The 19475-nt window shown below is 72.7% G+C and carries 15 protein-coding genes; 13 read left to right on the forward strand and 2 right to left on the reverse strand.

Features of this window, described 5'->3' with window-relative positions:
• Window positions 1-55: 55 nt before the first annotated feature.
• The 13 genes from nuoE (at window position 56) to ACWIYF_RS03845 (ending at window position 16202) form a co-directional block, all read left to right on the forward strand.
• Window positions 56-1093 (forward strand): NADH-quinone oxidoreductase subunit NuoE, encoded by a 1038-nt coding sequence (gene nuoE, locus ACWIYF_RS03785; protein ID WP_448626786.1) that lies wholly within the window; start codon window positions 56-58, stop codon window positions 1091-1093.
• A 5-nt stretch (window positions 1094-1098) separates the two neighbouring features.
• A complete protein-coding gene (nuoF, locus tag ACWIYF_RS03790) occupies window positions 1099-2430 on the forward strand; it encodes an NADH-quinone oxidoreductase subunit NuoF (RefSeq protein ID WP_448626787.1) in 1332 nt (443 codons plus the stop codon).
• Window positions 2430-4901 carry an NADH-quinone oxidoreductase subunit G gene (locus ACWIYF_RS03795; RefSeq protein WP_448626788.1) on the forward strand — a complete coding sequence of 824 codons (2472 nt, stop codon included), beginning with the start codon at window positions 2430-2432 and terminating at the stop codon, window positions 4899-4901. The genes nuoF and ACWIYF_RS03795 overlap by 1 nt, the downstream gene beginning before the upstream one ends.
• Window positions 4898-6382, forward strand: a complete 1485-nt coding sequence (gene nuoH / locus ACWIYF_RS03800) for an NADH-quinone oxidoreductase subunit NuoH (RefSeq protein WP_448626789.1) — start codon at window positions 4898-4900, stop codon at window positions 6380-6382. The genes ACWIYF_RS03795 and nuoH overlap by 4 nt, the downstream gene beginning before the upstream one ends.
• Window positions 6372-7022: an NADH-quinone oxidoreductase subunit NuoI gene (gene nuoI / locus ACWIYF_RS03805; protein WP_448626790.1), complete on the forward strand. Its 651-nt coding sequence runs from the start codon at window positions 6372-6374 to the stop codon at window positions 7020-7022. Before nuoH ends, nuoI begins: the two co-directional genes overlap by 11 nt.
• Window positions 7019-7903, forward strand: a complete 885-nt coding sequence (locus ACWIYF_RS03810; RefSeq protein WP_448626791.1) for an NADH-quinone oxidoreductase subunit J — start codon at window positions 7019-7021, stop codon at window positions 7901-7903. The genes nuoI and ACWIYF_RS03810 overlap by 4 nt, the downstream gene beginning before the upstream one ends.
• Complete coding sequence (nuoK, locus tag ACWIYF_RS03815; RefSeq protein ID WP_179715518.1) at window positions 7900-8199, forward strand: NADH-quinone oxidoreductase subunit NuoK; 300 nt, start codon at window positions 7900-7902, stop codon at window positions 8197-8199. Before ACWIYF_RS03810 ends, nuoK begins: the two co-directional genes overlap by 4 nt.
• A gap of 27 nt (window positions 8200-8226) precedes the next feature.
• Window positions 8227-10134: an NADH-quinone oxidoreductase subunit L gene (nuoL, locus tag ACWIYF_RS03820; RefSeq protein ID WP_448626792.1), complete on the forward strand. Its 1908-nt coding sequence runs from the start codon at window positions 8227-8229 to the stop codon at window positions 10132-10134.
• A gap of 33 nt (window positions 10135-10167) precedes the next feature.
• Window positions 10168-11808, forward strand: coding sequence for an NADH-quinone oxidoreductase subunit M (locus ACWIYF_RS03825; protein ID WP_448626793.1), 1641 nt, complete (start codon window positions 10168-10170; stop codon window positions 11806-11808).
• Window positions 11808-13349: an NADH-quinone oxidoreductase subunit NuoN gene (gene nuoN, locus ACWIYF_RS03830; RefSeq protein ID WP_448626794.1), complete on the forward strand. Its 1542-nt coding sequence runs from the start codon at window positions 11808-11810 to the stop codon at window positions 13347-13349. The genes ACWIYF_RS03825 and nuoN overlap by 1 nt, the downstream gene beginning before the upstream one ends.
• Entirely contained in the window at window positions 13349-14407 is a 1059-nt protein-coding gene (locus tag ACWIYF_RS03835) for a polyprenyl synthetase family protein (RefSeq protein ID WP_448626795.1), read from the forward strand. The genes nuoN and ACWIYF_RS03835 overlap by 1 nt, the downstream gene beginning before the upstream one ends.
• A gap of 20 nt (window positions 14408-14427) precedes the next feature.
• Window positions 14428-15618 (forward strand): PQQ-dependent sugar dehydrogenase, encoded by a 1191-nt coding sequence (locus ACWIYF_RS03840; RefSeq protein ID WP_448626796.1) that lies wholly within the window; start codon window positions 14428-14430, stop codon window positions 15616-15618.
• A gap of 140 nt (window positions 15619-15758) precedes the next feature.
• Complete coding sequence (locus tag ACWIYF_RS03845) at window positions 15759-16202, forward strand: hypothetical protein (protein ID WP_448626797.1); 444 nt, start codon at window positions 15759-15761, stop codon at window positions 16200-16202.
• A 96-nt stretch (window positions 16203-16298) separates the two neighbouring features.
• On the opposite strand, the gene ACWIYF_RS03850 is transcribed toward ACWIYF_RS03845, so the two are convergent.
• The gene (locus ACWIYF_RS03850) at window positions 16299-17375 is read right to left on the reverse strand and encodes a 2-oxoacid:ferredoxin oxidoreductase subunit beta (protein WP_448626798.1); all 1077 of its coding nucleotides are present in this window, start codon (window positions 17373-17375) and stop codon (window positions 16299-16301) included.
• The gene (locus ACWIYF_RS03855) at window positions 17372-19366 is read right to left on the reverse strand and encodes a 2-oxoacid:acceptor oxidoreductase subunit alpha (RefSeq protein WP_448626799.1); all 1995 of its coding nucleotides are present in this window, start codon (window positions 19364-19366) and stop codon (window positions 17372-17374) included. Before ACWIYF_RS03855 ends, ACWIYF_RS03850 begins: the two co-directional genes overlap by 4 nt.
• Window positions 19367-19475: the final 109 nt, after the last annotated feature.

The raw sequence follows: 19475 nt of genomic DNA on the forward strand, positions 1-19475 counted from the left end.
CCAGGAACACAGCAGTGCCACGAACGACGTCGACGAGCGTCAGCGAGGAGGCGTCGTGAGTGCGCTCCCCGGTTCGGCCGAGGGGACGGCGGTCACCGGGCTCGACTCGAGCCCGGTCGAGCCCGCCCCCGCGGACCTCCCGGAGATCCCCGAGCGGGCCCGCGCCGAGGCCGCCGAGATCATGGCCCGCTACCCGGTGCCGCGCTCGGCGCTGCTGCCGATGCTGCACCTGGTGCAGAGCTACCAGGGCTACGTCTCGCCCGAGGGCGTGGCGTTCTGCGCCGAGCAGCTGGGGCTGACCAAGGCCGAGGTGGGCGCCGTCTCGACCTTCTACACGATGTACAAGCGCCGGCCCACCGGCCGGCACCTGGTCAGCGTCTGCACCAACACGCTGTGCGCCGTCCTCGGCGGGCAGCGGATCTTCGACGCGCTGTGCCAGGACCTCGGCGTGCACCACGACGAGACCGCCGCCGACGGCTCGGTCACGCTCGAGCACGCGGAGTGCCTCGCCGCCTGCGACTACGCGCCGGTGGTCACCGTCGACTACGAGTTCTACGACCAGCAGGACGTCGAGAGCGCCCGCGCGCTGGTCGCGGCGCTGCGCCGCGGCGAGAAGCCGCACCCCACCCGCGGCGCCCCGCTGACCGACTTCCGGGGCATCAGCCGTCAGCTCGCCGGCTTCTCCCAGCACGCCGACGCCGCCGCCCGCGACGCCGCGATCGACGCGCCCGGCGAGCTGGGCCCGACCCTCGTCGGCGTGCGCCTGGCCGCCCAGCGCGGGGAGGCGGCGCCGTTCCTGCCGGGCGCCGACAACCCGGACGACCCCGGGCACAGCCGGCTCGTCGGCGAGCCGCGCGCCGCCACCCGGCCCACCAGCAGCACCGGACAGACGCCCGAGAAGGAGGCGGCCGACGCCCGCGTCGCCACCGCCGACAACCCCGCCGAGGCGGCCGGCGCCGCACAGGCCCACCCCGACCAGGGTGCCGAGTACGGCCGACGCCGCACCTCCGAGCAGCGGGCGCAGACCGGCACCGAGACCCCCGCGGGCACCGAGCCGGGCACCTCCGGCCAGGGCCCGCAGAAGGAGGCCTGAGCCCCGTGCCCCTCACCCCCGTGCTCACCTCCCGCTGGGACGCCGACCGCTCCTGGCGGCTGTCGACCTACGAGTCCCTCGACGGCTACGTCGGCCTGCGCACGGCGCTGACGATGACGCCCGACGAGCTGGTCACGATGGTCAAGGACTCCGGGCTGCGCGGCCGCGGCGGCGCCGGCTTCCCCACCGGCATGAAGTGGAGCTTCATCCCGCAGCCGAAGCCGGGGGAGACCCCGACCGGTCCGGCCGCGATGCCCAAGTACCTCGTGGTCAACGCCGACGAGGGCGAGCCGGGCACCTGCAAGGACCTGCCGCTGATGATGGCCGACCCGCACTCGCTGATCGAGGGCGTGATCATCGCGGCCTACGCGATCCGGTCACACTTCGCCGCCATCTACGTCCGCGGCGAGGCGGTGCACGCCCACCGCCGGCTGGTGAGCGCCGTCGAGGAGGCCTACGCGGCCGGTTACCTCGGCCGCGACATCCTCGGCTCCGGCTACGACCTGGAGCTGGTGGTGCACGCCGGCGCCGGCGCCTACATCTGCGGCGAGGAGACGGCGCTGCTCGACTCGCTCGAGGGCTACCGCGGCCAGCCGCGGCTCAAGCCGCCGTTCCCGGCGGTCGCCGGCCTCTACGGCGCGCCGACGGTGATCAACAACGTGGAGACGCTGGCCAGCGTGCCGTTCGTCGTCCGCGGCGGGGCCGACTGGTTCAAGGAGTTCGGCCCGGAGAAGTCGCCCGGCCCGAAGATCTACTCGCTGTCCGGCCGCGTCGTCCGGCCCGGGCAGTACGAGGCCCCGATGGGGACGACGATGCGCGAGCTGCTGGAGATGGCCGGCGGTGTCCGCCCCGGCCACGAGCTGAAGTTCTGGACGCCGGGCGGCTCGTCGACGCCGTACTTCACCGCCGAGCACCTCGACGTCCCGCTGGACTTCGACTCCGTCGCGGCGGCGGGCTCCATGCTCGGCACCACCGCGCTCATGGTGTTCGACGAGACCGACTCGATCGTCGAGGCCACCCTGCGGTTCACCGAGTTCTACGCGCACGAGAGCTGCGGCAAGTGCACCCCGTGCCGGGAGGGCACCTACTGGCTGGTCCAGATCCTCGAGCGGCTGGTCCACGGCAAGGGGACGGCGGCCGACCTCGACCTGCTGGTCGACACCTGCGACAACATCCTCGGCCGCTCGTTCTGCGCGCTCGGCGACGGCGCGACCAGCTGCATCGCCAGCTCCCTGAAGTACTTCAAGGACGACTACGTCGCCCTGCTGCCCCCGGAGGAGCAGGCCCGGCTGGGCCGCAGCCTCCCGATCGAGCCGGTGAAGGTCGGAGCCGCCTGATGACCGTCCAGCCCACGTCGCCGGTCCCGGCGCCCGCCACACCACCGGGGGTCCCCGGCCCGCACACGCCGCCGGACGCCGTCCACTGCGTCATCGACGGCTTCGACGTCGCCGTCCCCAAGGGCACCCTGATCATCCGCGCCGCCGAGATGATCGGCGTGCAGATCCCACGGTTCTGCGACCACCCGCTGCTCGAGCCGATCGGCGCCTGCCGGCAGTGCCTCGTCGAGGTCGAGGGCCAGCGCAAGCCGGTCGCCTCCTGCACCATGCCGGTCACCGAGGGCATGGTCGTGAAGACCCAGCTCTCCAGCCCGGTCGCCGACAAGGCGCAGCAGGGCACGATGGAGCTGCTGCTCATCAACCACCCGCTGGACTGCCCGGTCTGCGACAAGGGCGGCGAGTGCCCGCTGCAGAACCAGGCGATGAGCAACGGCCGCACCGAGAGCCGGTTCGTCGACGTCAAGCGGACCTATCCCAAGCCGCTGCCGATCTCCTCCCAGATCCTGCTCGACCGTGAGCGCTGCGTGCTCTGCGCGCGGTGCACCCGGTTCTCGCAGCAGGTGGCCGGCGACCCGTTCATCGAGCTGTTCGAGCGCGGCGCGCTGGAGCAGGTCGCGATCTACGAGGACGAGCCGTTCGAGTCCTACTTCTCCGGCAACACCACGCAGATCTGCCCCGTCGGCGCGCTGACCAGCGCCGCCTACCGCTTCCGCGCCCGGCCGTTCGACCTGCGCAGCGAGCCCAGCGTCTGCGAGCACTGCGCCTCCGGCTGCGCGCAGCGCACCGACTACCGGCGCGGCAAGGTGCAGCGCCGGCTGGCCGGCGAGGACCCGGCGGTCAACGAGGAGTGGAACTGCGACAAGGGGCGCTACGCGTTCCGCTACGCCACGTCCAACGACCGGCTCACCACCCCGCTGGTCCGCCGCGACGGCGTGCTCGAGCCCGCCTCCTGGCCGGAGGCGTGGGCCGCGGCCGCCGAGGGCCTGCGGGAGGCGCGGGCCGCCGGCGGGGTCGGCGTCCTGCCCGGCGGCCGGCTGACCCTCGAGGACGCCTACGCCTACGCCAAGTTCGCCCGGCTCGCACTGCACACCAACGACGTCGACGCCCGCGCCCGCGCGCACTCGCCCGAGGAGCTGGCGTTCCTCGAGGCCGAGATCGCCGGCACGGGACCGTGGACCGGCGGGGTGACCTACGACGACCTCGCGGCGGCGCCCGCGGTGCTGCTCGTGGCGTTCGAGCCCGAGGAGGAGTCGCCGATCGTCTTCCTGCGGCTGCGCAAGGCGGTGCGGAAGGGCGGCCTCGCGGTCTTCGACCTCGCCCCGTTCGCCACCCGCGCCGCCGAGAAGCTGCGGGCCACCGTGCTCACCACGCTGCCCGGCGCGGAGGCGCGGTCGCTGGCCGCCCTCGCCGACGGCAGCTGGGGCGGCGCGGCGGTCGAGGCGCTGCGGCAGCCGGGCGCGATCGTGCTGGCCGGCGAGCGGCTGGCCGAGATCCCCGGCGGCTTCTCCGCGGTCGCCGCGCTCGCCCACGCCACGGGCGCCCGCGTCGGCTGGGTGCCGCGGCGGGCCGGCGAGCGCGGCGCGGTCGAGGCCGGCGCGCTGCCGACCCTGCTGCCGGGCGGGCGCACCGTCGCCGACCCGGTCGCCCGCGCCGACGTCGCCGTCCGCTGGGGCGCCGACCCGGCCGACATGCCGGCCACCCCGGGCCGCGACACCACCGGCATCCTGACCGCCGTCCGCGACGGCGAGCTCGCCGGCCTGCTCGTCGGCGCCGTCGATCCGGCCGACCTGCCCGACCCGGCGCTGGCCGCCGAGGCGCTGCGGGCCGCGGGCTTCGTGGTCAGCCTGGAGCTGTTCCCCAGCGCGGTCACCGAGGTCGCGGACGTCGTCCTGCCCGTCGCCGCCGCGCCGGAGAAGGCCGGCACCTACCTGGACTGGGAGGGCCGGGCCCGCCCGTTCGACGCCACGCTGCACGGCACCGGGCTGCTGACCGACGGCCGGGTGCTGCAGGGCCTGGCCGACGAGCTGGACGTCGACCTCCGGCTGCCGACCGTCGAGACCGCCCGGGCCGAGCTCGCCTCGCTGGGCGCCGCCCGCACCGGCGAGGCCGCCGTCCCCGCCGTCGCCGCGCACGCCGGGGCCGAGCTCGCCGAGGACGAGGCGCTGCTGGCCTCGTGGCGGCAGCTGCTCGACGTCGGCACCCTGCAGCGCGACGAGCCCGAGCTGGCCGGCACGGCCCGGCCGCCGGTGGCCCGCGTCGGCAAGGACGCCGCCCGCCGCCTCGGCCTCGCCGACGGCGACCGGCTGACGGTCACCGGGCCGGCCGGGGCGATCAGCCTGCCGGTGCGGATCACCGAGATGCCCGACCAGGTGGTCTGGCTGCCGATGCGCGCGCCCGGCAGCGAGGTCCGCGCGCAGCTGGGCACCGGCCCGGGCGGCGTCGTGAAGCTCAGCGTCGGAGGAACGGCATGAACCTGCTCGCGGCGGAGAACCAGCCCACGCTGGAGGACTTCGGGCACGACGTCTGGTGGATCGTGCTCATCAAGATCGTCGGGATCTTCGTGGTCCTGGTCGTGATGACGCTGTTCGCGATCGTCTTCGAGCGCAAGGTCGTCGCCCGCATGCAGCAGCGGATCGGCCCCAACCGGGTCGGCCCGCGCGGCTACCTGCAGAGCCTCGCCGACGGCCTGAAGCTGGCGTTCAAGGAAGACATCATGCCGGCGCTGGCCGACAAGCCGGTCTACTTCCTGGCGCCGGTCATCGCCGCCGTCCCGGCCTTCCTGGCCTTCTCGGTCATCCCGCTGGGCCCGACGGTGAGCCTGTTCGGCCACCGGACGCCGCTGCAGCTCACCGACGCCCCGATCGGCGTGCTCGTCGTCCTGGCCTGCTCGGCGATGGGCGTCTACGGCATCGTGCTGTCCGGCTGGTCCTCCGGCTCGACCTACCCGCTGCTCGGCGGCCTGCGCAGCGCGGCGCAGATGGTCAGCTACGAGATCGCGATGGGCCTGTCGATCGTCGCGGTGTTCCTCTACGCCGGCACGATGTCGACCTCGGAGATCGTCGCGGCGCAGGCGAACGGCAACGAGCTGAACTTCTTCGGCGCCACGCTCACCGGCCCCAGCTGGTTCGCCGTCCTGCTGCCGGTCTCCTTCGTCATCTACTGCATCGCCGTCGTCGGCGAGACCAACCGCGCGCCGTTCGACCTGCCCGAGGCCGAGAGCGAGCTGGTCGGCGGCTTCCACACCGAGTACTCCTCGCTGAAGTTCGCGCTGTTCTTCCTCGCCGAGTACATCAACATGGTCACCGTCTCGGCGCTGGCGGCGACGCTGTTCCTGGGCGGCTGGCGGGCACCGTGGCCGATCTCGATCTGGGACGGCGCGAACACCGGCTGGTGGCCGATGCTCTGGTTCTTCCTCAAGGTCGTCGTCGCGCTGTTCGTGTTCATCTGGCTGCGCGGCACGCTCCCGCGGCTGCGCTACGACCAGTTCATGCGCTTCGGCTGGAAGGTGCTCGTACCGGTCGCGCTGGTGTGGATCCTCGCCGTCGCCACCATCCGCACCATCTCCCGCGAGGCGAACCTCGAGACCGGTGAGGTCGCGCTCTACGTGGGCGTGCCCATCGCGATCGTCGTGCTGGCCGCGCTGCTGCTGGCCGGGCGGGTCAGCAACGCCGGCGCCCGGAAGATGGCGGCCGCCGCGGCGGCCGGGTCCGTGCACGCCACCGAGCCCGAACCCGAGCCGCAGGTGCTGCCGCCCACCGGGCCGCGGCGCCGGCCGACCGGTGCGCCCAGCCGCTCCGAGGGCGGGTTCCCGATCCCGCCGATGGACCTCGTCGTGCCGCCGTCCCCGCGGCTGCGCCCCACCGTCGGCGCGACCGCGCGCCCCGACGGCGCCGTCGTGAGCACCGGCCGGCGCGGCACCTCCGTTGCCGAGGAGGGCGACGATGACCGATAACACCCCCGCACGCCGCAGCGGCGGCGAGGTGGCGCGCCCGTCGAAGGACGGCCGCCCGGCCAAGCGCAGCATCCTGCCCGCGCCGGGGCAGGGCTTCGGCGTCACCTTCGCGCAGATCTTCAAGAAGGTGACGACGGAGGAGTACCCGTTCGAGCCCAAGGTGACCAAGCCGCGCTACCACGGCCGGCACGTGCTCAACCGGCACCCCGACGGGCTGGAGAAGTGCGTCGGCTGCGAGCTGTGCGCCTGGGCCTGCCCGGCCGATGCCATCTACGTCGAGGGCGGCGACAACACCGAGGACGAGCGCTACTCGCCCGGTGAGCGCTACGGGCGCGTCTACCAGATCAACTACCTGCGCTGCATCTTCTGCGGGCTGTGCATCGAGGCCTGCCCGACCCGCTCGCTGACGATGAGCAACGACTTCGAGCTGGCCGACGACAACCGGCGCGACCTGATCTACACCAAGGAGCAGCTCATGGCGCCGCTGCTGCCGGGCATGGAGGCCCCGCCGCACCCCATGCGGCTCGGCGACGACGAGAAGGACTACTACGTGCGCGCCGTGGACTCCGGCTCCGGTCCGCAGCCCGACGTCGTCGGGGCGGCCGGGCGGGCGGGGCAGCGGGGGGGCGATGCCACGTGACGCTCCTCGCCGCGGCCGCCGACACCACGGTCGGACTAGGGGACGGCGAGGCCGTCGTCTTCTGGATCCTCGGCCCGCTCGCCCTGCTCGGGGCGCTGGGCATGGTGTTCGCCCGCAACGCCGTCCACTCGGCGCTCTTCCTCGTCGTGACGATGCTCTGCCTGGGCGTCTTCTACGTGACGCAGGAGGCGCCCTTCCTCGGCGCGGTGCAGATCATCGTCTACACCGGCGCGATCATGATCCTCTTCCTGTTCGTGCTCATGCTGGTCGGCCGCGACTCCTCCGACTCGGTCGTGGAGACCCTGCGCGGGCAGCGGGTGGCGGCCACCGTGCTGGGCATCGGCTTCGCGGGCCTGGTCGGCGCCGGGATCGCCGAGGCCACCCGGGACACGACGGCCACCGGACTGGACGCCGTCCAGGGCGGCGACGTGAGCAACATCGAGGCGATCGCCGCGCTGCTGTTCACCCGGTACCTCCTGGCCTTCGAGGTGACCAGCGCGCTGCTGATCACCGCCGCGGTCGGCGCGATGGTGCTCGCGCACATCGAGCGCGAGCCCGGCACCCGGCGCACCCAGAAGGAGCTCTCGCGGGCGCGGTTCCTCACCGACCGGCCGCAGACGCTCCCTGGCCCCGGCGTCTACGCCCGCGGGAACTCGGTCGCCACGCCGGCGCGGCTGCCCGACGGTGACTGGGCCGAGAGCAGCTTCGCCACCGGCATCGAGCCGGTGCCGGTCGAGGAGCTGCCGCGGCCCACCGGGCGCCGGCAGCTCGGCAGCCCGGACGACGCCCTCGGCACCCTCGAGGGGACGCCCAGCGGGCTGCCCGGAGGTACTGGGCCCGGGCATCCCCGCGGCCCAGGGATCGGGAGCAACGAACGATGACGCTGTCCCACTACCTGGTGCTCGCGGCGATCCTGTTCACCGTCGGCGCCGTCGGCGTCCTCGTGCGGCGCAACGCGATCGTCGTGTTCATGTGCGTCGAGCTGATGCTCAACTCGGTCAACCTGACGCTGGTCACCTTCGCCCGTGCGACCGGCACCATCGACGGCCAGATCATCGCGTTCTTCGTCATGGTCGTGGCCGCCGCGGAGGTCGTCGTCGGCCTCGCGATCATCATGTCGATCTACCGGACCCGCCGGTCCGCCTCGGTCGACGACGCCAACCTCCTCAAGTACTGACCGGGGTCTACCTCATGGAGAAGCGCCGTGCCTGAAGCGCTGCCCGCGACCGGGCTGCTCGCCGCCTCCTGGCTGCTCATCGTGCTGCCGCTCGCCGGTGCCGCGGTGCTGCTGCTCGGCGGACGGCGCACCGACCGCTGGGGTCACCTGCTCGGCACCGCGACGGTGCTGGCCGCGTTCGTCCTCGGCCTGGCCTGCACCCTGCAGCTGGCCGACGTCGACGAGCGCTCGGTGGGGGTGGACCTGTTCACCTTCCTGTCGGCCGGCTCGATCGACATCCGCGCCGGGCTGCTGCTCGACCCGCTGTCGATGGCGTTCGTCCTGCTGATCACCGGGGTCGGCTCGCTGATCCACATCTACTCGATCGGCTACATGGCGCACGACCCCGGCCGCCGCCGGTTCTTCGCGTACCTGAACCTGTTCGTCGCGGCGATGCTGCTGCTCGTCCTCGGCAACAGCTACCTGGCCCTCTACGTCGGCTGGGAGGGCGTGGGCCTGGCGTCCTACCTGCTGATCGCGTTCTGGTACACCCGCCCGGCCGCGGCCACCGCCGCGAAGAAGGCGTTCATCATGAACCGCGTCGGCGACGTCGGGCTGGCGCTGGCGATCTTCGTGATGTTCGCCCAGCTCGGGACGACGTCCTTCGAAGGAGTGCTCGGCAACGCGAGCCTGCTCACCGGCGGCACCCTCACCGCCCTGGGGCTGCTGCTCCTGCTGGGGGCCTGCGGCAAGTCCGGCCAGTTCCCGCTGCAGGCGTGGCTGCCCGACGCCATGGAGGGCCCGACCCCGGTCTCCGCGCTCATCCACGCCGCGACGATGGTCACCGCCGGCGTCTACCTCATCGCCCGCTCGGCGCCGATCTACGACCAGACCGAGACGGCGCGCACCGTCGTCCTGGCCGTCGGCGCGGTCACGCTGCTGATCGGCGCCATCGCCGGGTGCGCCTACGACGACATCAAGAAGGTGCTGGCCTACTCGACGGTCAGCCAGATCGGCTACATGTTCCTGGCGGCGGGGCTGGGCCCGGTCGGGTACGTGGCCGCCCTGGCGCACCTGTACGCGCACGGCTTCTTCAAGGCCGGGCTGTTCCTGGGCGCCGGGTCGGTCATGCACGCCATGAACGACTCGGTGGACATGCGCCGCTACGGCGGGCTGAGGAAGAAGCTGCCGGTCACCTTCTGGACCTTCTTCGCCGGCTATCTGGCGCTGATCGGGATCATCCCGTTGTCCGGCTACTGGACCAAGGACGCGATCATCGAGGCGACCTTCGACCGCGGGGACGTCATCGGCTGGGTGCTCGGCGGGGCCGCCGTCCTCGGTGCCGGGCTGACCGCCTTCTACATGACCCGGCTGATGCTCATGACCTTCTTCGGCCGGCCCCGGTGGGAGGAGGGGGTGCACCCGCACGAGTCCCCTGCGGTGATGACGCTACCGATGGTCGTGCTCGCGGTCGGGTCGGTGGCCGCCGGCTTCCTGCTCGTCGAGGTCTTCCCGCTCTCGGACTGGATGGCGCCGGTGTTCGGCGAGCCCGAGGAGGGCGAGCACGTCATCGCCCCCCTGACCTTCGGGGTCGGCATCACCGTCGTGGCCCTGCTCGGCGTCCTGCTGGCCTGGTTGTTCGTCGGCCGCCGCGAGGTGCCGGTCGTGGCGCCGGCGCGGGTGAGCCCGGTCGTCCGGGCGGCCCGCAACGCGCTCTACGCCGACGCGGTCAACGAATCGCTGTTCATGCGGCCCGGCCAGTGGCTCACCCGCGCCTTGGTGTTCTTCGACAACCGCGGTGTGGACGGCGCGGTCAACGGCCTCGCCGCGACCATGGGCGGTTCCTCCTCCCGGCTGGGCCGGCTGCAGACCGGCTTCGTCCGCAGCTACGCGCTGGGGATGCTCGGCGGCGCCGTGATCGTGGCCGGTGCGCTGCTGGCGGTGACGGCCGGATGAGCACGAGCAACGTCTTCGGAAAGGGCGCCCCCCGTGAGTGACTTCCCCTGGCTCGTGCTCATGATCGTGCTGCCGGCGGTGGCGGCCGCGGTCGTCCTCGCGCTGCCGAAGGGCCGGGAGGAGCTGGCCAAGCAGGTGGCGCTCGGCGTCAGCCTGGTGGTGCTGCTGCTGGCGGTGCTGGCCACGGTCGCCTTCGATCCGGACGGCGAGCGGTTCCAGCTGACCACCTCGGTCTCGTGGATCCCGTCGTTCGGCGTGGACTTCGCTCTCGGGGTCGACGGCATCGCGCTGTCGATGCTGCTGCTCATCGGCGTCCTCGTGCCGCTGGCCGTCCTCGCCTCCTGGCGGGACACCTCGCCGGGCAACCGGTCGATGCGCACGTTCTTCGCCTGGCTGCTGCTGCTCGAGGCGGCGATGGTCGGCGTCTTCGCCGCGACCGACGTGTTCCTGTTCTACGTCTTCTTCGAGGCGATGCTCGTCCCGATGTACTTCCTGATCGGCAGCTTCGGGGGGCCGCGCCGGCAGTACGCCGCGATGAAGTTCTTCGTCTACAGCCTGGTCGGCGGCCTGGTCATGCTCGCGGCGGTGATCGGGCTGTTCGTGGTCAGCAACAGCCAGCTGGGGCAGGGCACGTTCGCGTTCGACGCGCTGCGGCAGCTCGACATCGACCCGGGCGTGCAGAAGCTGCTGTTCCTGGGCTTCTTCGTCGCCTTCGCGATCAAGGCGCCGCTGGTGCCGCTGCACACCTGGCTGCCCGACGCGGGCGCCGAGGCGCCGATCGGCGGCGCGGTGCTGCTCGTCGGCGTCCTCGACAAGGTCGGCACCTTCGGGTTCATCCGCTACTGCCTGCCGCTGTTCCCCGACGCCTCCCGCGACTTCGCGCCCTGGGTGCTGGGCCTCGCCGTCGCGGGCATCCTCTACGCCGCGCTGCTGGCGATGGGGCAGAGCGACATGAAGCGGCTGATCTCCTACACGTCGGTCTCGCACTTCGGCTTCATCGCGCTGGGCATCTTCGCCTTCACCACCGAGGCAGCCACCGGCGCGGTGCTGTACATGGTCATGCACGGCATCACCATCGCGCTGCTGTTCCTGGTGGTGGGGATGCTCATCGACCGCGGCAGCTCCCGGGACATCCGCGACTACGGCGGCGTGGCCCGGTTCGCCCCGCTGCTGGCCGGCAGCTTCCTGGTCGCCGGCCTGGCCACGCTGTCGCTGCCCGGCACCAACAGCTTCGTCAGCGAGTTCCTCACGCTGCTGGGCGCCTTCCCGGTCCGGCCGGTCTTCACGGTGCTGGCGACCGTCGGCATCATCCTGGCCGCGATCTACGTGCTGCTCATGTACCAGCGGACCATGCACGGCCCGCCCCGCGGCGTGCTGCTCGAGCCGGACGACGTGACCCCGCGCGAGGGGACGGCGCCGGCCACCCCCGGCGCGACCGCGGTCCTCGAGGCGCCCGCGGCCACCCCGCGCCTGCGCGTCGCGGACCTCAACCGCCGTGAGCTCGCCGTCGTCACCCCGCTGATCGCGCTGATCATCGCCCTGGGCGTCTACCCGCAGCCGCTGATCGACCTGATCCGGCCCGCGGTGAGCGCCACGATGAGCGACGTCGGCGCGCCCGACGGGATCACGCCCTCCACCACCGACGCCGCACCGACCTCCGAGCGGGGTAACTGATGCCCGACATCTCCGCGCCGTCCGTCTCCGTGGCGGCCCTGGCGCCGCTGCTGTTCGTCTTCGGCGCCGCCTGCGTCGGCGTGCTGGTCGAGGCCTTCGCTCCCCGGCAGACCCGGCACACCGTGCAGGTCGTGGTGGCGCTGGTCGGGACCCTCGGCGGCCTGGTCGCCACCCTGCTGCTGGCCGGCACACGACAGGTCACCGCCGGCGGGGCGCTCGCCGTCGACGGCCCCGGGCTGTTCCTGCAGGCGCTGCTGACCGCCCTGGGCGCGCTGTCGGTCCTCATGTTCGCCGAGCGGTCGCTGGACCCGGCGCGGTCGGCGTTCGTCGCCGTGGCCGCGATCCCCGCCGGCAGCCCCCGCGACCGGGAGCTGCTCACCGCGCAGCGTGTGCAGACCGAGGTCTACCCGCTGGCGACCTTCGCCCTCGGCGGCATGATGCTGTTCGTCACCTCGAACGACCTGCTGGTCATGTTCGTGGCGCTCGAGGTGCTCAGCCTGCCGCTGTACCTGATGTGCGGCCTGGCCCGGCGGCGCCGGCTGCTGTCGCAGGAGGCGTCGGTCAAGTACTTCCTGCTGGGCGCCTTCGCCTCCGGGTTCTTCCTCTACGGCCTGGCGCTGGTCTACGGCGCCACCGGTAGCGTGCGGCTGGCGACGATCCGCGAGGCGGCGACCGCGGACACCGGCATCCTGCTCGTCCTCGGCCTGGCGCTGCTGATCGTCGGCCTGATGTTCAAGGCCAGCGTCGCGCCCTTCCACACCTGGACGCCGGACGTCTACCAGGGCGCCCCGACGCCCGTGACCGCGTTCATGGCCGCCTGCACCAAGGTGGCCGCGTTCGGCGCCATCCTGCGGCTGCTCTACGTCGGCTTCGGCACCAGCGAGTGGACCTGGCGGCCGATCGTCTACGGCATCGCGATCGTCTCGATGGTCGTCGGCGCCGTCCTCGGGCTCACCCAGACCGACCTCAAGCGGATGCTGGCCTACTCCTCGATCGCGCACGCCGGGTTCCTGCTCACCGGTGTGATCGGCCTGGGCTCCGGCGGCGACGGCTCGGGCCTCTCGGCGACGATCTTCTACCTGCTGACCTACGGCGTGACGACGATCGGCAGCTTCGCCGTCCTCACGCTGGTCCGGGACGGCGACGGGGAGGCCGGGCACCTGTCGCAGTGGGCCGGGCTGGCACAGCGCTCGCCGGTGACCGCGGCGGTCATGAGCCTGTTCCTGCTCTCGCTGGCAGGCATCCCGCTCACCGCCGGCTTCACCGGGAAGTTCGCGGCCTTCCGGGCGGCGATCGAGGTGGGGGCGTGGCCGCTGGTCGTGGTGGCCGTGCTGGCCAGCGCGGTGGCCGCGTTCTTCTACCTGCGGGTCATCGTGCTCATGTACTTCTCGGCGCCGGCCGCCGAGGGCCCGACCGTCGGCGTGCCCGGCCTGCCGACGACGATCGTCCTGGCGATCACCGCGACGGCCACACTCGTCCTGGGGATCGTCCCCGGGTCCGTGCTCGACCTCGCGGATCGGGCGGCTAGATTCGTCGGTTGATGACCGGAGCCCGCACCGCCCTCGACGGCGGCACCTCCGCCGAGGTCAGGCACCGGATCTCCACGCCGGCGTCGACCATCGGCCCCTGGCTGCCCGACGGCGCCCTCGGCGAGTCGCTCGCGGAGGGGCTGGCGCGGGTGGAGTCGGCGCTGGTCGGCGCCGTCGGCAGCGAGCACCCCTTCGTGCGCGAGGCCGCCGGCCACCTCATGGCCGCCGGCGGCAAGCGGTTCCGGCCGATGCTGGCCCTGCTGGCCGCGCAGCTCGGCGACCCGACGGCGCCCGAGGTGGTCCGCGCGGCGGTCGTCTGCGAGCTGACCCACCTGGCCACGCTGTACCACGACGACGTCATGGACGAGGCCGCCCTGCGGCGCGGGGCGCCCAGCGCGAACAGCCGCTGGGGCAACAGCATCGCGATCCTCACCGGGGACCTGCTCTTCGCCCGCGCCTCGAACCTGCTCGCCGACCTCGGCCCCGACGCGGTGCGCATCCAGGCACGCACCTACGAGCGGCTGGTGACCGGGCAGCTGCGCGAGACCGTGGGCCCGCAGGCCGGCGAGGACCCGATCGCCCACTACCTCGAGGTGCTGGCCGACAAGACCGGCTCCCTGGTGGCGACCTCCGCCCGCTTCGGGGCCGCCTTCGCCGGCGTCGACGAACCGCTGGTGGCCGCGCTGACCGCCTTCGGCGAGGAGGTCGGGGTGGCGTTCCAGATCTCCGACGACCTGCTCGACATCGTCAGTGCCGACGGCGCCTCCGGGAAGGCGCCGGGGACCGACCTGCGGGAGGGCGTCGCCACCCTGCCGGTGCTCTTCGCCCTGGCCGGGGACGACCCCGCGGAGGCGCGGCTGCGTGAGCTGGTCACCGGCCCGATCACCGGTGAGGCCGAGCACGCGGAGGCTCTGGCGGCGCTGCGCTCCTCGGCCGCCCTGGCCCGCGCCACCGCCGTCCTCGGGGAGTACGCCGAACGGGCGCGGGAGCGGCTCGCCGTCATCCCAACGGGTGACGTCCGGGAGGCGCTTTCGGCACTCTGTGACTATGTCGTGACCCGCACCAGCTGACCGTCACGCATCCTGGGTCCATGCGGACCCTTTTCGCGCTGGTGGGGGCGGTGGTGGTGCTCGCCGGGTGCACGGCCGGGTCGGACTCCGGCGACCCCGCGGCCGCGGGGACGACCAGCGCGCAGCCGCCGCCCACGTCCGCTCCGCCCACCGCGCCGGCCCTCGACGTGGCCGTCGTGGCCGACGGCCTGGACCACCCGTGGGACGTCGCGCAGGCCCCCGACGGGACGCTGCTGTTCGACGAGCGCGGCGGCGGGTTCACCGCCCTCCTGCCCGACGGGACGGTGCAGGAGGTCACAGCCGATTTCGACGACCTGTTCGCGCGCGGCGAGACCGGCCTGATGGGCCTGGTCCTCGACCCCGCCTTCGCGGACAACCGCCGCTTCTACACCTGCCAGGGCCGCCAGGGCGAGACGCCGGACATCGCCGTCATCGCCTGGACCGTCGACGACGGCTGGCGCAGCGCCACCCGCGTCGCGGACCCGCTGCTCGGCGGCATCCCGGTCAACGGCAGTTCCGGGCGGCACGGCGGGTGCCGGCTGCGCTTCGACCCGACAGGGGCGCTGCTGGTGAGCACCGGCGACAACGCGCGCGGCAGCAACCCGCAGGACCGCGACACCCTCGCCGGCAAGGTGCTGCGCATAGACGCGGCCACCGGGCGGCCGGCGGCCGGCAACCCGTTCCCCGGCGGCGGCGCGGAAGGTTTCCTGTGGACCTTCGGGCACCGCAACGTGCAGGGACTGGCCGTCCGGCCCGGAACCGACCAGGTCTACGCCGTCGAGCAGGGCACGACGCGCGACGACGAGGTCAACCTGCTGCAGCCCGGCGCCAACTACGGCTACGACCCGAACGGCGCCGACGGCAGCTACGACGAGAGCGTGCCCATGACCGACCCGGAGATCCCCGGCGCCGTCCCGGCCGTGTGGTCGTCGGGCTCGGAGACGATCGCCACCTGCGGCGGCACCTTCCTCGACGGCGAGCAGTGGAGCGCCTACGACGGCCTGCTGCTGGTCGCCGTCCTCAAGGGCGAGGGCGTCCTGGCGCTCCGGCTGGCCGGCGACGGCGCCCTCCAGGAGCAGTTCCGGCTGCCCGAGTTCGAGGGCACGCACGGCCGGATCCGCACCGTGCAGCTCGGCACGGACGGCGACCTGTACGTCACCACCGACAACGGCGACGACGACCAGGTGCTCCGGGTGACCCCGCGCGGCTGATCCGATGGGCCCTGCGGTGGGGGTCCTTTGGGCCTCTGCCCCCCGAGTTCTTGGGCACTGTGACGTGGATCACAACCGAGGAGCGTTGCGGCCGTAACAGTCGCTCGGCCGCTTTCGCCGGCCGGTCTCGAGGGGGAACCATGAAACGTGCACGTCTGCTCGTCGTACCCGCCGCAGGGGCGCTCTTGTTCAGCGGGATGGCCCCCGCGACGGCCGACCCCGGCCCGTACGGCGGGCGCGTCGAGGCGTACGTCGTCAGCATCGGCGACGTGGCGCGGGCCGACGCCGACGGCGAGGAGGTGTGGGTGAAGTTCAAGTACAAGTGCCGCGGCGACGACGACCGCATCCGGACCACCGTGCGCCTCCGCCAGGACGGCGCCCGCTTCCGGACCTCGTTCTACGGTGACCTCTACTGCAACGGGCACCGGCAGACCGACACCGTCCGGCTGGACCAGCGGCGCGGGTCCGAGGACCTGGAGAACGGCTACGCCGAGGCGACCGTGTCGTTCGACACCAACCGCCGCAACCTGGACTACCGGACCGAGCCGGTCTGGGTCAGGGGCGTGCAGCACCACGACTACTGACCCACGCGGGTAGTCCTCTCAGCCGGCCAGCAGCGACCGACGCCAGAACGCAGCAGGGCCCGCCTCCCATCGGGAGGCGGGCCCTGCGCTGCGAGGTCAGGCGGTGACGGTCCAGGTGTCGCCGCCGGCGAGCAGGCGGGCGAGGTCGCCCGCCTCGGCGGTCCGCGCCTCGTCGAGCTGGTCGGCCATCATCCGGTCGTACGCCGGCCGCTGCACGGCCCGGAAGACGCCCATCGGGGTGTACCGGAGGTCCTGGGTGGACAGCCGGGAGAGCGCGAACGCGTAGGACGGGTCCTGCCGGTGGGCGTCGTGGACGACGATCTCGGCCGGGTCGACCTGGCTGGTCTCGCCGATTCGCAGCCCGCCGAACTCGTCGCGGACCACGCAGGAGGCGCCGTCCGGCCCGAAGACCAGCGGCTCGCCATGCACGAGGGGGATCGTCCACTGCGGGCCGGTGGCCGGGTCCTTGAGCAGCTCAAAGGCGCCGTCGTTGAAGATGTTGCAGTTCTGGTAGATCTCCACCAGCGCGGTGCCCTGGTGCTCGGCGGCCTGGCGCAGCACCTCCGTGAGGCCCTTGCGGTCGGAGTCCATCGCGCGGCCGACGAAGGTGGCGTCCGCGCCGATGGCCAGCGAGACCGGGTTGAACGGGTGGTCCAGCGACCCCATCGGCGTCGATTTGGTCACCTTGCCCACCTCGGAGGTGGGGGAGTACTGGCCCTTGGTCAGCCCGTAGATCCGGTTGTTGAACAGCAGGATCGTCAGGTTCACGTTGCGGCGCAGCGTGTGGATCAGGTGGTTCCCGCCGATGGACAGCGCGTCGCCATCGCCGGTGACCACCCAGACCGACAGGTCGGGGCGGGAGGCGGCCAGGCCGGTGGCGATCGCCGGGGCGCGGCCGTGGATGGAGTGCATCCCGTAGGTGTTCATGTAGTACGGGAACCGCGAGGAGCAGCCGATCCCGGACACGATCACCATGTCCTCGCGGGCGATCCCGAGCGAGGGCAGGAAGCTCTGGACTGCGTTGAGGATGACGTAGTCACCGCACCCCGGGCACCAGCGCACCTCCTGGTCGGTCTTGAGGTCCTTGGCCTTGAGGGCGGTCTGCTTCTCGCCGGCGCTGATCGCGGCGGCGATGGGATCGTTCCCCGGCAGGCCGAGGTCGACGGTGGTCACTTCATGCCTCCAGTGAGGGCAGCGGCGGGCGTTCCCGCGGGCGCGGTGGCCGAGTCGATGGCGCTCTGCAGGACGGCGGCGAGCTCGGCCGCGCGGAAGGGCAGGCCGCGCACCTGGGTGTGGCTCTCGACGTCGACGAGGTACTTGGCCCGCAGCAGCATCGCCAGCTGCCCGAGGTTCATCTCGGGGCAGACCACGCGGTCGTAGCGGGCCAGGATCTCGCCGAGGTCGGCGGGCATCGGGTTGATGTGACGCAGGTGGATCTGCGCGATCGACCGGCCGGACTGGCGCACCTGCCGGCAGGCGGCGCCGATGGGGCCGTAGGTCGACCCCCAGCCGATGACCGCGACCCGCGCGTCGCCGTCGGGGTCGTCGACCTCGGTCGGCGGCAGGCTCGCGGCGATGCCGTCGACCTTCGCCTGCCGGGTGCGGGTCATGAAGTCGTGGTTGTCCGGGTCGTAGGAGATGTTGCCGGTGCGGTCGGCCTTCTCCAGCCCGCCCACGCGGTGCTGCAGCCCCGCCGTCCCCGGGATGGCCCAGCTGCGGGCCAGCGTCTCGGGGTCGCGCGCGTAGGGCAGGTACTCGCCGTCCTCGCCGTTGGGCTCGGTGGCGAACTCCACGGTCAGGTCCGGCAGCGACTCGACGTCCGGCACGGCCCAGGGCTCCGCGCCGTTGGCCAGGTAGCCGTCCGACAGGAGGATCACCGGCGTGCGGTAGGTCAGCGCGATCCGTGCGGCCTCCAGGACGGCGTCGAAGCAGTCGCCGGGGGAGCGCGGGGCGATCACCGGCAGCGGCGCCTCGCCGTTGCGGCCGAACATCGCCTGCAGCAGGTCCGACTGCTCGGTCTTGGTCGGCAGGCCGGTCGACGGCCCGCCGCGCTGCACGTCGACGACGACCAGCGGCAGCTCGAGCATGACCGCCAGGCCGATCGCCTCGCTCTTCAGCGAGATGCCCGGGCCGGAGGTGGTGGTGACGCCCAGCGCACCGCCGAAGGAGGCGCCGATCGCGGCGGACACCCCGGCGATCTCGTCCTCGGCCTGGAAGGTGCGCACGCCGAAGTTCTTGTGCTTGGACAGCTCGTGCAGGATGTCCGACGCCGGCGTGATCGGGTACGCGCCGAGGAACACCGGGAGCCCGGAGCGCTGCCCGGCCGCGACGATCCCGTAGGCGAGTGCCTGGTTGCCGGAGATGTTGCGGTACGTGCCCGGCGCCATCGGGGCGGGCTTGACCTCGTAGGAGACGGCGAAGGCCTCGGTGGTCTCGCCGTAGTTGAAGCCGGCGCGGAACGCGGCGATGTTGGCCGCGGCGATCTCGGGCTTGCGGCGGAACTGGCGTTCCAGGAAGCGGATCGTGCCCTCGGTCGGCCGGTGGTACATCCAGGACAGCAGGCCGAGCGTGAACATGTTCTTGCTCCGCTCCGCCTCCTTCTTGCCCAGGCCGGAGTCGGCGAGCGCGTCGAGGGTCAGGCTGGTCAGCGGCACGCTGACCACCTGCCAGCCCTGGAGGGAGCCGTCCTCGAGCGGGTTGGTGGCGTACCCGACCTTGGCCAGGTTGCGCGGGGTGAACTCGTCGGAGTCGGCGATCAGCAGCCCGCCTCCGGGCAGATCGGCCAGGTTGGCCTTGAGCGCGGCGGGGTTCATCGCGACCAGCACGTCCGGGGCGTCACCCGGCGTCATGATGTCGTGGTCGGCGAAGTGCAGCTGGAAGCTCGAGACACCCGGCAGGGTCCCCGTCGGCGCGCGGATCTCGGCGGGGAAGTTGGGCAGCGTCGACAGGTCGTTGCCGAAGGACGCCGTCTCGCTGGTGAACCGGTTACCGGTGAGCTGCATGCCGTCGCCGGAGTCGCCGGCCAGCCGGATGACGACGCGGTCGAGGGCGACGACGTCCTTCACCAGGCCGCCGTTCGTCGAGCCGTTCGTCGAGCCGTTCGTCGAGCCGTTCGCCGTGCCGACCGCCGTCGCGGAGTCGTCGGGCAGGGTGCTGCCAGTCATCAGTGGTCCACCTCCACCGGCCGAGGTTACGTGCGTGTGTCCACGGCTGGGTGTGCAACCGGACACGCCGTGCCCGCGCCCGCTCGAACGGATGGCTGTTCCGGCCGTC

The organism is Geodermatophilus sp. URMC 64 (assembly GCF_053502555.1).